Source organism: Nocardioides sp. Soil777, assembly GCF_001428425.1.
Taxonomy (GTDB): Bacteria; Actinomycetota; Actinomycetes; order Propionibacteriales; family Nocardioidaceae; genus Nocardioides; species Nocardioides terrigena.
The window spans coordinates 338,774-352,257 of the sequence record NZ_LMSN01000015.1 but is presented as its reverse complement, the minus strand read 5'-3'; the positions used below and the strand labels follow the sequence as shown (position 1 = coordinate 352,257).

The window sequence follows — 13,484 nt, the reverse complement described above, 5'->3', positions numbered from 1 at the left end:
AAGCCCGACCCACCGAAAGGCATCCTGATGTCCCTGTTCTTCCAGAGCCTGGTGCTGGGCGTGCTGCTGGGCGGGCTCTACGCCCTCCTGGCCGCCGGCCTCACCCTCTACTTCGGCGTGATGCGGGTCGTGATGATCGCCCACTCGGCGTTCCTCATCCTCGCGGCCTACCTCGCGTGGTTCTTCACCACCGAGACCGGCCTCGACCCGCTGCTGTCGCTCGTCGTGACGGTCCCGCTGTTCTTCGTCACCGGCGTGCTGATGCAGCGGCTGCTCATCTCGCGGCTGCGCCCGGCGACCCTGACGATGATGTCGGTGCTCCTGACCTTCTCGATCGCCCTGGTGATCGAGGGGATGCTCGGCTTCGTCTTCAGCGGCACCCAGCGCCGGATCCGACTCCCCTACAGCGGTGACAGCATCGAGCTCTTCGGCGCCAACATCGCCGTGGTCAAGCTGATCGCCTTCGGCCTCGCCGCCGTCTCGCTCGGCGCGCTCTTCCTGATCCTCAAGAAGACGCAGTTCGGGCAGGCGCTGCGGGCCACGATCCAGCACCCCGACGCCGCCCGCCTGATCGGCATCAACACCGACCGGATCGCCGGCTACGGCTTCGGGCTGGGGCTCGCCACCGCCGCCATCGGCGGCACGGCACTCGCCCTGGACTCCACGATCTACCCGTCGCTGCACTGGCACTGGATCGGCCCGCTGATGGCGATCATCGTGGTCGGTGGCCTCGGGAGCATCCCGGGCGCCGCGATCGCGGCCATGCTCCTCGGCCTCGGCCAGAGCCTGCTCCAGATCCCGCTCGGGACGACCTGGGCCCAGACCATCTTCTACGTCGCGTTGTTCGCCACCTTGATGGTGCGACCGCAGGGATTCTTCGGAGGTCGTCTTGCCCAGCGCTTCTGACACCACGAGCCGCGGAGGGATGCTCACCAAGGGCATCGGCCTCCTCGTCCTGGCCGCCGCCGTGCTGGCCTTCCCGAGCCTGGCCCCCGACCCCTTCATCCTGTCGGTCGGCGTCGTCATCATGAGCTACGCCGTGCTCGCCACGTCGTGGAACTTCGTCGGCGGCTTCACCGGCTACATCTCGCTCGGCCACGCGTCGTACTCCGGGCTCGGTGCCTACGGCACCGCCCTCCTGGTGATCCACACCGGGATCAACCCCTGGGTCGCGATGATCCTCGGCGGCCTCGGGGTCGCGGTGCTCGCGGTGCCGATCGGCATCGCCAGCCTCCGGGTCCGCGGCGCCTCCTTCGTGATCGTCTCGATCGCGATGGTGCTCATCCTGCTGCTGGTCTTCCAGTCGTGGGGCGAGGTCACCGGCGGCTCCAACGGCCTGCGGGTCCCGCGGCCCTTCGACGAGTCGGTGCTGCGACCCGAGCAGCACGAGCGCTTCTTCTACCTCCACGCGGCGCTGCTCGCGGTGGCGCTGCTGGTCTGGTGGGCGATCGACCGCTCCCGCTTCGGCACCGGCCTCAAGGCCATCCGCGAGGACGAGGACAAAGCCCAGTCGCTCGGCGTGCCCACCTTCAACTACAAGCTGACCGCGTTCGTGGTCTCGGCGTTCTTCACCGCCCTCGGCGGCGGGATGTACGCCCTGTGGTTCGGCTTCCTCGACCCGATCTTCCAATTCTCGATCCTGGTCGGCTCCTACATGGTGCTGATGAGCCTGCTCGGCGGCATCCGCAGCCTGCTCGGCCCGTTCCTCGGCGCCGTGATCGTCGGGTACGCCGTGGAGTTCTTCAAGAACCAGTACGGCGACACCCAGTTCCACCTCGTCGCCATGGGGCTGCTGCTCGGCATCGTCGTGCTCTTCATGCCCGACGGGATCATCCCGGCGGTCTCCCAGCTCATCGACCGGTTCCGCCCGCAGGCCGCCTCCATCCGCGAGGTCAGCGCCGGCGAGCTGGCCGAGCAGCGGCGTACGGCGTCCGGTCCGGGTGCGAGCGCCACGGCCGATCCGGGCGCCGACGACGAGTCGACCGACCGCCTCTCCGAAGGAGTGCAGCGATGACCACCATCTCGACCGGCGCCGGGAGCGGCGCTGCGACCGGCACCCGCATCGGGCTCGCCACCGAGGGCCTGAGCAAGTCGTTCGGCGGCGTCACCGCCGTGGACGGTGCGTCCGTGCAGTTCCACCACGGCAAGGTCAACGCCCTGATCGGCCCCAACGGCTCGGGCAAGACCACGTTCTTCAACTGCGTCACCGGGATGATCAAGCCCGACTCGGGCCGCGCGACCTACCTCGGTGACGACATCACCGGCAAGGCGTCGCACAAGATCGCCCGCGCCGGCATCGGCCGCAGCTTCCAGCTGTGCCGGGTCTTCCCGCGGATGACCGTCATGGAGAACATGCTGGTGGCGGTCCGCTCCACCAGCCTGCGCCACCTGGCGGCCCCGGCCCGCAGCACCGCCGAGGTCGACCGGGCCCGCGAGCTGTTGAGCCGGGTCGGCATCGACCACCTCGAGAACAGCGAGGCCCGGGACATCTCCTACGGCCAGCAGAAGCTGCTCGAGCTGGCCGGCGTGCTGATGGCCGACCCCGAGACGATCATGCTCGACGAGCCGGCGGGCGGCGTGAACCCCGCCCTCATCGACCGGATCGCCACCCTCGTGCGCGACCTCAACGCCGAGGGCAAGACGTTCCTCATCGTCGAGCACAACATGGACCTCGTCATGAGCCTGTCCGACCACGTCGTCGTCTTCGACCGTGGCCGACAGATCTGCGAAGGCCCGCCGTCGGTCGTGCAGAGCGACCCCCGAGTCCTGGAGGCCTACCTTGGCATCTGAAAGCCAACCCCTGCTCGAGCTCACGGACATCGAGGCCGGCTACGGCCGGGCGGCCCTCGTGCTCCGCGGCCTCACCGTGACGGTCCCGCCGGCCACCGTGGTCTGCCTCGTCGGCCCCAACGGCGCCGGCAAGTCCACGGTCCTCAAGGTGGCCAGCGGGATGCTCACCCCCCGCTCGGGCACCATCCGGGTCGCCGGTCAGGACGTCACGAAGAACTCGCCGCAGCAGATGCTGACCGCAGGGCTCTCCCACGTCCTCCAGGGCCACAGCGTCTTCAAGGAGATGACGGTCGCGGAGAACGTCCTGCTGGGCGCCTACTCCGTCAAGGACAAGTCCGTCGTGTCCGACCGCGTCGACTTCGTCAAGACGCTGTTCCCCGTGGTCGCCGAGCGCTGGACCGCCCTCGCGGGGGCCCTGTCCGGAGGCCAGCAGAAGCAGGTGGAGTTCGCCCGCTCGCTGATGGTCAGCCCGCAGGTCGTGCTCCTCGACGAGCCGTCCATGGGCCTGGACCCCAAGGCCACCGGCACCGTCTTCGAGCAGGTCGTGCGCATGCGCGACGCCGGCACCGCGGTGCTGCTCGTCGAGCAGAACGCCCGCCGTGCCCTCGAGACCGCAGACCTCGGCTGCGTCCTCGACCTCGGCCGGGTGCACATCTCCGGACCGGCCGACGAGCTGCTCCGCGACCCCCAGCTGGCCGAGCTCTACCTGGGCGGCCGTCCCTCGACCGCCCCCACGACCTGATCCAGGAGACACCGTGTCCGACACGACCTACCGCATCCTCATGAACGGCGTCACCGGCCGGATGGGCTACCGCCAGCACCTGCTGCGCTCCATCCTCGCCATCCGCGACGACGGCGGCATCGCGCTGCCCGACGGCACCCGCCTCCAGGTGGAGCCGGTGCTGCTGGGCCGCAACGCCGACAAGCTCGCCCGGATGGCCGACCAGCACGGCATCGCCGACTGGTCGACCGACCTCGACACCGTCCTCGCCGAGGACCCGGCGCCGATCTACTTCGACGCGCAGGTCACCAGCGAGCGCAAGAAGGCGATCCTCAAGGCCGCCGCGGCCGGCAAGCACGTCTACACCGAGAAGCCGATCGCCGAGTCCGTCGAGGAGGGCAACGAGCTCGTCGACGCGGCCGCCCGGCACGGGATCATCAACGGCGTCGTCCACGACAAGCTCTACCTGCCCGGCCTGATGAAGCTCAAGCGGCTCGTCGACTCCGGCTTCTTCGGCCGGATCCTCTCGGTCCGCGGCGAGTTCGGCTACTGGGTCTTCGAGGGCGACGGCCTGCCCGCCCAGCGCCCGAGCTGGAACTACCGCGCCCAGGACGGCGGCGGGATGGTCCTCGACATGTTCTGCCACTGGAACTACGTCCTGGAGAACCTCTTCGGCGGCGTCGAGGCGGTCACCGCCAAGGCCGTCACGCACATCCCGGAGCGCTGGGACGAGCAGGGCGAGCGGTATGACGCGACGGCCGACGACGCGGCGTACGCGATCTTCGAGCTGGCCGGCGGGATCATCGCCCAGGTCAACTCCAGCTGGGCGGTGCGGGTCGAGCGCAAGGAGCTCGTCGAGTTCCAGGTCGACGGCACCCACGGCTCGGCGGTCGCCGGCCTCTTCAACTGCCGCATCCAGCCCCGCGAGTCGACGCCGATGCCGGTGTGGAACCCCGACCTCCCCACCACCGAGGACTTCCGCGGCCAGTGGCGCGAGATCCCCGACAACCAGGAGTTCGGCAACGGCTTCCGCGCGCAGTGGGAGGAGTTCCTGCTCGACGTGCACCACGGCCGGCAGCACCCCTACGACTTCGCCGCCGGCGTGCGCGGCCTGCGGCTCGTCGACGCCGGTCTCCAGTCCTCGGCCGAGGGCCGTCGGATCGAGATGCCGTGAGCGCACCCACCCTCACCGGATCCACCCGCCACCGGTCCGCCGTCGGGATCCCGGGTCCCGACGGCGGATGGCGCGACGTCGAGCTCCGTGAGCCGCGCGAGTGGCAGCCACGACCGGGCGGCTCGACCAGCCGGGTCTGCTTCGCCGCCGCGCACGTGGTGGCCGACCCGCGCGGCGAGAACGTCCCCGGCGCCCCCGCCGTCGTCGACTGGGACGCGACCCTGGCCTTCCGGGCGCACCTGTTCTCCCACGGCTTCGGCGTCGCCGAGGCGATGGACACCGCGCAGCGCAACATGGGCCTCGACTGGCCGGCCGTGCAGGAGCTCGTCCGCCGCAGCGCCGACCAGGCCCGCGAGCACGGCGCCCGGATCGCCTCCGGCGCCGGCACCGACCACGCCACCGACCTCACCTCGCTGGCCGACGTGCGCGCGGCCTACCTCGAGCAGGTCGCGTACGTCGAGTCGTGCGGCTCGCAGGTCATCGTGATGGCCTCGCGGCACCTCGCCGCCCTCGCCCGCACCCCCGACGACTACCTGTCGGTGTACGACGCGGTGCTCGGCCAGGTGCGCGAGCCCGTCGTCCTGCACTGGCTGGGCGAGGTCTTCGACCCGCACCTGCGCGGCTACTGGGGCAGCACCGACGTGGACGCCGCCACCGCGACCTTCCTCGACCTCGTCCGCGCCCACGCCGACAAGGTCGACGGGGTCAAGGTCTCGCTGCTCTCCGCCGAGCACGAGCTCGGCCTGCGCGCCGCCCTGCCCGCGGGGGTGCGCCTCTACACCGGCGACGACTTCAACTACCCCGAGCTGATCCGGGGCGACGGCACCCACCACTCCGACGCACTGCTGGGCGCCTTCGCGGCGATCGCGCCTGCGGCCTCGGTGGCGTTGGCGGCGCTCGACGAGGGCGACCTCGCGACGTACGACGCGGAGATGGCGCCGACGCTGCCGCTCTCGCGCCACGTCTTCGAGGCCCCGACCTACCACTACAAGACCGGCATCGCCTTCCTGTCGTGGCTCAGCGGCCACCAACCGGGCTTCACCATGGTCGGCGGCCTCCAGTCGGCGCGCAGCGCCGTGCACCTGGGGCGACTCTTCGAGCTGGCCAACGACGCCCGGCTGCTGCCCGATCCCGACCTCGCCGCCCACCGCCTCGGCGTGTGGCTCGAGGGCGCGGGGATCACCCGATGACCACCACCCAGCAGGCCCTCGACGTCCCCTCGGGTGCTCCCGCCCGCACGGCCACCCCGCAGCAAGGCGACCCGCGCCTGGCGCGGCTGTCGCTCAACCAGAAGACCGTCGACGGCTGGTCGCTGCGCGAGGCCATCGACGGGTGCGTGCGGGCCGGGCTCCCCTCGATCGGGGCGTGGCGCGAGCCGGTCCTCGAGGTCGGCGTCACCACCGCCGCCGGCTGGCTGCGCGATGCCGGTCTGCGCGTCTCGTCGGTCTGCCGCGGCGGCTTCTTCACCACCGCCGACCCCGCCGAGCAGCGCGAGCGCCACGACGACAACCGCCGCGCCCTCGACGAGGCGGCCGAGCTCGGCGCCCCGTGCCTCGTGCTGGTGCCCGGCGGGCTGCCCGCCGGCGACCGCGACCTGGTCGGCGCCCGGGCGCGGGCCGCGGCCGCGGTCGAGGCCCTGGTCCCGCACGCCCTCGAGGTCGGCGTCCGTCTCGCCATCGAGCCGATGCACCCGATCTTCGCCGCCGACCGCGGCGTCGTGTCCACGCTGGCCCAGGCCCTCGACATCGCCGAGCCGCTCCCGGTGGAGGCCGTCGGCGTCGTCGTCGACACCTTCCACGTCTGGTGGGAGCCCGGGGTCGAGGAGCAGGTCGCCCGCGCCGGCGCGCGCATCGCGAGCTACCAGGTGTGCGAGTGGATCACCCCGCTCCCCGCCGACACCCTGCTCTCCCGCGGGATGATGGGCGACGGGCACATCGACTTCCCCCACCTCACCGCCTGCGTCGCCGCTGCCGGCTACCGCGGCGACGTCGAGGTCGAGATCTTCAACGCCGACGTCTGGGCCGCCGACGGCGACGCCGTCCTGGCCACCCTCGCACGTCGCTACGTCGAGCTCGTGGAGCCGCACCTCTGACCCACGGCTCCCGGTCGCGCACCACTCACATCAACTCGGAAAGGACGTGAGCACATGCAGCACAGACGGAGGACGATCACGCTCGGGATCGCCGCGTGGGCGGGGGCGCTGGCCCTCACCCCGGCCCTGGCGGGAGCCGCCCCGGAGGCGGCGGTCGGGCCGGAGCAGGTGCACGTCGTCGCCCCGGCGACGCCGCAGCACTGGGACCCGCTGACCGACGACCTGTGGGACTACGAGGGCAACCAGCTCGTGCTCACCCGGCCCGGCACCAACCCCAACGACGGGGTGCGCCGTCCGTTCGAGTACGCCATCGTCTCCAAGGGCCCCGAGCTCACCGACGTCACCATCGACGCCGAGGTCCGGCTCGACGAGTCCGTCACGGTGAGCAACCGCGACGTGATCGTGGTGTGGAACCACCAGGGCCCGAAGCGCTTCTACTACGCGCACTTCTCGCAGGACAACACGATCTATCCCCACAACGGGATCTTCGTCGTCGACAACGCCGACCGCCGCCGCATCGACGACCAGTGGAACGGCTCGGTGGGCGCTCCCCCGGCGGTGACGGACGCCGAGTGGCACGACGTGCGGGTCGAGTACGACGCCGCCAGCGGCGAGATCGCGGCGTACGTCGACGGGGCGAGCGAGCCCCTGATGACCGCGACGGACACCACCTTCTCCGGCGGACGGGTCGGCTTCGGCTCGTTCGACAACTACGGCCGCGCGCGGCACTTCCGCGCGGTCGGCACGGTCTCGTGACCGTCTCCTGATCCCCGTCGGTCCCCTGACTGCGTCGGGGGACCGACGAGGGCTGCCACGGACCCGGCCAAGGAAACCGCGGCAGCAGTTGTCTCCAACCACCACAACAGTAGGGACAGCCCATGCGAACGACACGCTGGTGGGTCGCTGCCGCCACCACTTCACTGATGGCAGCAGCTCTCTCCCCCCTGGCCACCCCGGCCACCGCGCAGGACCCCTCCGGGCCCGGTGCACCCCCGATCCCGCCCGACCCGCTCCCATCCACGCTCGGGCTCGTGCTCGAGGAGTACGCCCAGCTGCCGGCGTCGACACCCAACGGTCCGTGGACCGACGTCCGCATCGGCACCCGCCACAACCGCATCAACCACATCGGCGAGCTGCCCGACGGCTCGGACCGGCTCTACGTCCCGGACCTCAACGGACAGCTCTACTTCCTCGAGGACCGCCACCCCTCGGTCTACCTCGACGTCAAGGCCGAGTTCCCGGAGTTCCTGGCCTGGCGCGGACTGGGCTCGGGCTTCGGCTTCGTGACCTTCCACCCCGAGTTCGAGGACAACGGGAAGTTCTACACGACGCACACCGAGAACCCGACCGCTCCCGGCGAGCAGACCTACCCCGGCCAGCCGCTCCGCTCGAGCGGCGTGCAGAGCGTCGTCACCGAGTGGACCGCCGACGACCCGGCCGCCGACACCTTCGCCGGCACCAGCCGTGAGCTGTTCCGCTACCGGTTCGCCTCGCAGATCCACGCCATCCAGCAGATCGACTTCAACCCGACCGCCGAGCCCGGCGACGAGGACTACGGCCTGCTCTACCTCGCCGTGGGCGACGGTGGCTACGGCGTCGAGTCCGACATCCCCCAGCGGCTGTCCGACCCGTCCGGCAAGATCCTGCGCATCGACCCGGCCGGCACGGACTCGCCCAACGGTCAGTACGGCGTCCCCGCCACCAACCCGTGGGTCGGCGAGGCGGGCGCGCTCGGAGAGATCTGGGCGATCGGCATGCGCGACCCGCACAGGTTCAGCTGGGACGCGGAGGGCAAGCACGAGATGTTCCTCGGTCACATCGGCCAGCGCGCCATCGAGGCCGTCTACGAGGTCGACCGGGGTGACGACTTCGGCTGGCCGGACGTCGAGTCGCGCCTGGACTACCAGAACGACACGCAGTGCCGCCTCGACCCGATGACCGAGGAGCAGGCCGCCCGGGGCTACGACTTCCCCGTGGCGTCGTACGCGCACGAGACACCGGCCAACTGGGGCTGCAACTCCGACTCGGGCCACGCCATCTCCGGCGGCCACGTGCACCGGGGCGACCTACCCGGGCTGAAGGGCAAGTACGTCTTCGGCGACCTCGTCAAGGGAGAGGTCTACTACACGACCGCCGCGCACATGCGCGACGACTCCGGCCGGGAGGCGACCGTGCAGGAGCTCCAGCTCTACGACACCGCCGGCACGCGGATGCGGATGTCCGACTTCGTCGGCGACGGTCGCGTCGACCTGCGCTTCGGCACCGACGACGACCGCAGCCTCTACCTGCTGGCCAAGGCCAACGGGATGGTCTGGAAGGTCGTCGACACCACCCGCGCCCCGGTGCCGCAGGACGTCGAGCCGGCACTCGCGGACGACGTCGTGGCGGCGTACGACTTCGAGCACCCCTTCGCCGCCAACGACTCCTACGAGGTGGACCAGGGCCCGAGCCGGACGCTGATCCGGCTCGTCAACGGCGGCGAGCAGATGCGGGTGGACGACGGGGCCTACCCCGGCTCCAACAACGCCCTCCAGCTGCACAGCACGGCCGAGTCGCCGACCGGCACGCCGTGGAAGGCGGGGGTCTACGAGTCCGACAGCGACGGCGTGGCCTCCCTGTCGCGGTTCGCGGGCGCCGAGGGCATCACCGTGATGGGCTGGTTCAAGATGGGCGGCACCAACCCGACGGCGGGCTTCAACGCCATCGGCCTCGCCGGCGTGCTGTCGGGCAACTCCGACGGGCACGGCGTCCGCGCCCTCCTCGAGCTGATCAACGTCAACGGCGAGCTCAAGCTGGTCGCCCTCGGCCGGCGGCTCGACACCGGGTCGTCGCAGACCTTCGCGGCCACCGCGCCCTGGCAGGAGCTGCTGCCGGACGGGGAGTGGGTGCACCTGGCGGCGACGTTCGACTACACCGCCGGCACGATGGCGCTCTACCGCAACGGCCAGGCCGTGGACGGGTCCTACACCAACCCCGGCGACCCGTGGCAGGTCGACGGGACCGGGACGTCCCCGACCAACCCGCGCGGCATCAAGATCGGCGGGTCCTTCCCGCAGGACGGGTCGCAGCGCAACCCGTGCAACTGTCGCATGGACGGGCTGATGTTCCTCGACGACGCGGCCTCCGCGTCCGAGGTGGCCCGGCAGTACCGCCGCCTCCTGAGGTGAGCACCCTCCCGCGCGAGTGAACGCGCGCGGGACCGACCCGCCCGGCGACCCACGCGGTCGCCGGGCGGCGTCGTTCCGGTCACGATTGCGCGTGCCACCGCGACGTCGATGGCCCCCGAGGGTCGCCGCGCTATAGGTTGCGCTCATGACGACGATGGAGCACGGGTCCGTCAGCGCCGGCCGCGGAGAACCACTGGTCGTGCTCGACGGGGTGCAGAAGTACTTCGGGCAGATGCAGGCCCTCAAGGACATCGAGCTCACCGTGACCCGCGGTGAGGTCGTCGTCGTGATCGGCCCGTCCGGCTCCGGCAAGTCCACCCTGTGCCGCACGATCAACCGGCTCGAGACCACCGACGCCGGCACCATCACCCTCGACGGCCAGCCGCTCCCGCAGGAGGGCAAGGCGCTCGCCGCCCTCCGCGCCGAGGTCGGCATGGTCTTCCAGAGCTTCAACCTCTTCGCCCACAAGACGATCCTCGAGAACGTCACCCTGGGTCCGATCAAGGTCCGCGGCATCGGCAAGGCCGACGCCGAGAAGAAGGCCCGCGAGCTCCTCGACCGCGTGGGCGTCGGGCACCAGGCCGAGAAGTACCCCGCCCAGCTCTCCGGTGGCCAGCAGCAGCGCGTCGCGATCGCCCGCGCGCTGGCCATGGAGCCCAAGGTGATGCTCTTCGACGAGCCCACCTCGGCCCTTGACCCGGAGATGATCAAGGAGGTCCTCGACGTCATGGTCGACCTCGCGCAGGGCGGCATGACGATGATCGTGGTCACCCACGAGATGGGCTTCGCCCGTACGGCGGCCGACCGGGTGGTCTTCATGGCCGACGGCGCGATCGTCGAGGAGAACACCCCCGAGGAGTTCTTCACCAACCCGCAGTCGGATCGGGCCAAGGACTTCCTCGGCAAGATCCTCAAGCACTGATCGACCCACCAACACACGAGGGAGAAGCAGATGCGATTCATCCGGACCAAGGCCGCTGTGGCCGGCATCGGACTGGCACTCAGCCTGGCGGCCTGCGGCGACGCGGGCTCCGACACCGAGTCCGTCGACGTCGAGGTGTCCGAGGACGCCAGCTTCGACGACGGCACCCGCATGAAGGAGCTCGCCGACGCGGGCACCATCAATGTCGGCGTCAAGTACGACCAGCCCGGCCTCGGCTTCAACGAGACCGGCTCGGACATGCCCACCGGCTTCGACGTGGACATCGCCAAGATCCTGGTCGCCAGCCTGGGCATCGACCCCGAGGACACGTCGAAGGTCAAGTACATCGAGACCATCTCCGACAACCGCGAGCCCTTCCTCCAGGAGGGCAAGGTCGACCTGGTGCTGGCGTCGTACTCCATCACCGACGAGCGTCGCCAGGTCGTCGGCCAGGCCGGCCCCTACATGGTGACCGGCCAGCAGCTGCTGGTCCCCGAGGACTCCGACGCGGCCGGTCCCGAGGACCTGCAGGGCAAGGAGGTCTGCTCGGTGACGGGCTCGACCTCGCTCGACAACGCCAAGGCCGAGGGCATGAAGCCGGTCGGCTTCGACACCTACAGCCAGTGCGTCGACAAGGTGCTCGACGGCACCGTCGAGGCGATGACCACCGACGGCACGATCCTCGCCGGCTACGCCGCGCAGAACGAGGGCCAGCTCAAGGTCGTCGGCGACCCGTTCTCCGAGGAGCGCATCGGCGTCGGCTACTCCAAGGACTCTCCCGAGATGTGCCAGTGGATCGTCGACACGCTGACCGCGGCCAACGAGGACGGCAAGTGGGCCGAGGCCTTCGAGGCCAACCTCGGCGCCTCGGGCGTCGAGACGCCCGAGTTCCCCGAGATGGACTCCTGCGAGTCCTGACCTGACGCACCACTGATCGGTCCGGACCCGCTCGACGCGGGTCCGGACCGATCACTGCACCACCGGACCACCACAGGAGAGGAGCGGCGTGGACGCCGTACTCGAAAGCCTTCCCGACGTCTTCAAGGCGTTCGGCTACACCGTGCTGCTCTTCCTCGTCTCCGGGGTCTTCTCCCTCATCGGCGGGACGATCCTCGTCGCGATGCGCGTGGGCCCCATCTCCGTGCTCGCCAAGGCCGCGGCTACCTACGTGACGCTCGTGCGCAACACGCCCCTGCTCGCCGTGTTCTTCTTCTTCTCCTTCGCCGCTCCGAAGATCGGCATCAACTTCAAGTGGGTCGACGTCCACATCGGGACCTTCGACTTCACCTCGTTCTTCTCCACCGCGGTCGTGTCCCTCACGCTCTACACCTCGACGTTCGTGTGCGAGGCCCTCCGCTCGGGCGTCAACGCCGTGCCGCTGGGCCAGGCCGAGGCGGCCCGGGCGGTCGGACTGCCCTTCACCGGCGTGATGCGCCAGGTGGTGCTCCCCCAGGCCGTCCGTGCGTCGGTGCCGCCGGTGGCCAGCGCGCTGATCGCCCTGCTGAAGAACACGTCGGTGGCCGCCGTCTTCGGCGTCATCGAGGCGACCGCGCAGATGAAGATCATGACCAACAACAACGCCGATGAGCGGTGGGGCATCTTCATCGCCTTCGCCATCGGGTACGTCGTGCTGGTCGAGCTCGTCTCGCTCGTCGCCGGCACCTTCGAACGACGCTGGAGGATCGCGTAATGGCTTCTGGAGTCCTCTTCGACGCACCGGGACCCAAGACGGTCGCCCGGCACCGCATCTACACCATCGTCGCGGTGGTGGTGCTCCTCGCGCTCGTCGCCTACGCCGTCAAGCGGCTCTACGACGCGGGTCAGTTCGAGTACGCCCTGTGGGAGCCGTTCGTCACACCCAACATCATGCGGGCGATCGGCGAGGCCTGGCTGGACACGATCACCATGGCCGTCCTGGCCGTGCTCGGCGCCCTGGTCTTTGGCCTCGTGTTCGGCGTCGGCAAGCTCTCCGACCGCAAGCCCGTGCGCTGGGTCAGCTGGCTGGTCGTGGAGTTCTTCCGGGCCGTGCCCGTCATCATGCTGATGATCTTCTCGTTCTACGCGATCTTCAACAGCATGTCGATCGAGGACGGCGCCTACTGGTCGGTCGTGCTGTCCCTCACCGTCTACAACGGCGCCGTGCTCGCCGAGGTGTTCCGCGCCGGCGTCAACGCCGTCCCGCGCGGGCAGGCCGAGGCGGCGTACGCGATCGGGATGCGCAAGTCCCAGGTGATGAATGTGATCCTGCTCCCCCAGGCGGTGAAGATCATGATCCCGGCGATCATCAGCCAGATGGTGGTGGCGCTGAAGGACACCAGCCTGATCCTGATCGTCTTCGGGGTCGGCCTGACCAAGATCCTCAAGTCGTTGCCGCTGAGCTTCAACAACATCGTGCCCACCACGATCGTGATCTCGGCCCTCTACGTCATCACCAACCTCGCCCTCACCTACCTCGCCACGCGGGCGCAGCGGCGCTTCGTGGGCGAGAAGGAGATGCTGCAGGTCAGCAACGTCGCCGAGCCGGTCAGCAACGTCGCCTGATCCCGCTCGCCGGCCCGGGCCCCGGCGCCTGGCCCGGCGTAGTTTGGGACGATCTGGTGGTCGGATCGGCCGGATCA

13 protein-coding genes are annotated in these 13,484 nt (G+C 70.2%); all 13 read left to right on the top strand.

Annotated features, from left to right (window positions below; translation table 11 throughout):
- Positions 1-27 precede the first annotated feature (27 nt).
- Positions 28-906, top strand: coding sequence for a branched-chain amino acid ABC transporter permease (locus tag ASG88_RS12360; protein ID WP_056887706.1), 879 nt, complete (start codon positions 28-30; stop codon positions 904-906).
- Entirely contained in the window at positions 890-2,014 is a 1,125-nt protein-coding gene (locus tag ASG88_RS12355) for a branched-chain amino acid ABC transporter permease (RefSeq protein WP_235534831.1), read from the top strand. Before ASG88_RS12360 ends, ASG88_RS12355 begins: the two co-directional genes overlap by 17 nt.
- Complete coding sequence (locus ASG88_RS12350; protein ID WP_056887704.1) at positions 2,011-2,790, top strand: ABC transporter ATP-binding protein; 780 nt, start codon at positions 2,011-2,013, stop codon at positions 2,788-2,790. The genes ASG88_RS12355 and ASG88_RS12350 overlap by 4 nt, the downstream gene beginning before the upstream one ends.
- Positions 2,780-3,532, top strand: coding sequence for an ABC transporter ATP-binding protein (locus tag ASG88_RS12345; protein ID WP_056887703.1), 753 nt, complete (start codon positions 2,780-2,782; stop codon positions 3,530-3,532). Before ASG88_RS12350 ends, ASG88_RS12345 begins: the two co-directional genes overlap by 11 nt.
- Before the next feature lie 13 nt (positions 3,533-3,545).
- Complete coding sequence (locus ASG88_RS12340; RefSeq protein WP_199907391.1) at positions 3,546-4,685, top strand: Gfo/Idh/MocA family protein; 1,140 nt, start codon at positions 3,546-3,548, stop codon at positions 4,683-4,685.
- A complete protein-coding gene (locus ASG88_RS12335; protein WP_056887702.1) occupies positions 4,682-5,875 on the top strand; it encodes a dihydrodipicolinate synthase family protein in 1,194 nt (397 codons plus the stop codon). Before ASG88_RS12340 ends, ASG88_RS12335 begins: the two co-directional genes overlap by 4 nt.
- Complete coding sequence (locus ASG88_RS12330) at positions 5,872-6,777, top strand: sugar phosphate isomerase/epimerase family protein (protein ID WP_056887701.1); 906 nt, start codon at positions 5,872-5,874, stop codon at positions 6,775-6,777. Before ASG88_RS12335 ends, ASG88_RS12330 begins: the two co-directional genes overlap by 4 nt.
- A 54-nt stretch (positions 6,778-6,831) precedes the next feature.
- Positions 6,832-7,533 carry a hypothetical protein gene (locus tag ASG88_RS12325; protein ID WP_056887700.1) on the top strand — a complete coding sequence of 234 codons (702 nt, stop codon included), beginning with the start codon at positions 6,832-6,834 and terminating at the stop codon, positions 7,531-7,533.
- Positions 7,534-7,655: 122 nt separating this feature from the next.
- Positions 7,656-9,944 (top strand): PQQ-dependent sugar dehydrogenase, encoded by a 2,289-nt coding sequence (locus ASG88_RS12320; protein ID WP_056887699.1) that lies wholly within the window; start codon positions 7,656-7,658, stop codon positions 9,942-9,944.
- 154 nt (positions 9,945-10,098) lie between these two features.
- Complete coding sequence (locus ASG88_RS12315) at positions 10,099-10,866, top strand: amino acid ABC transporter ATP-binding protein (protein ID WP_414858639.1); 768 nt, start codon at positions 10,099-10,101, stop codon at positions 10,864-10,866.
- Between the two features lie 30 nt (positions 10,867-10,896).
- On the top strand, positions 10,897-11,784 hold the full coding sequence (locus tag ASG88_RS12310) for a glutamate ABC transporter substrate-binding protein (RefSeq protein WP_056887697.1): 888 nt from the start codon (positions 10,897-10,899) through the stop codon (positions 11,782-11,784).
- A gap of 88 nt (positions 11,785-11,872) precedes the next feature.
- Positions 11,873-12,556: an amino acid ABC transporter permease gene (locus ASG88_RS12305; protein WP_056887696.1), complete on the top strand. Its 684-nt coding sequence runs from the start codon at positions 11,873-11,875 to the stop codon at positions 12,554-12,556.
- Positions 12,556-13,407, top strand: a complete 852-nt coding sequence (locus tag ASG88_RS12300; protein ID WP_056887695.1) for an amino acid ABC transporter permease — start codon at positions 12,556-12,558, stop codon at positions 13,405-13,407. The genes ASG88_RS12305 and ASG88_RS12300 overlap by 1 nt, the downstream gene beginning before the upstream one ends.
- The last annotated feature ends 77 nt before the right edge of the window (positions 13,408-13,484 follow it).

What these genes read in the sequence shown, in the direction of transcription:
- ASG88_RS12320 (WP_056887699.1), top strand. Translation starts at nt 7,656, where the DNA reads ATGCGAACGACACGCTGGTGGGTCGCTGCCGCCACCACTTCACTGATG.
- ASG88_RS12325 (WP_056887700.1), top strand. Translation starts at nt 6,832, where the DNA reads ATGCAGCACAGACGGAGGACGATCACGCTCGGGATCGCCGCGTGGGCG.
- ASG88_RS12330 (WP_056887701.1), top strand. Translation starts at nt 5,872, where the DNA reads ATGACCACCACCCAGCAGGCCCTCGACGTCCCCTCGGGTGCTCCCGCC.
- ASG88_RS12300 (WP_056887695.1), top strand. Translation starts at nt 12,556, where the DNA reads ATGGCTTCTGGAGTCCTCTTCGACGCACCGGGACCCAAGACGGTCGCC.
- ASG88_RS12310 (WP_056887697.1), top strand. Translation starts at nt 10,897, where the DNA reads ATGCGATTCATCCGGACCAAGGCCGCTGTGGCCGGCATCGGACTGGCA.
- ASG88_RS12315 (WP_414858639.1), top strand. Translation starts at nt 10,099, where the DNA reads ATGGAGCACGGGTCCGTCAGCGCCGGCCGCGGAGAACCACTGGTCGTG.
- ASG88_RS12350 (WP_056887704.1), top strand. Translation starts at nt 2,011, where the DNA reads ATGACCACCATCTCGACCGGCGCCGGGAGCGGCGCTGCGACCGGCACC.
- ASG88_RS12360 (WP_056887706.1), top strand. Translation starts at nt 28, where the DNA reads ATGTCCCTGTTCTTCCAGAGCCTGGTGCTGGGCGTGCTGCTGGGCGGG.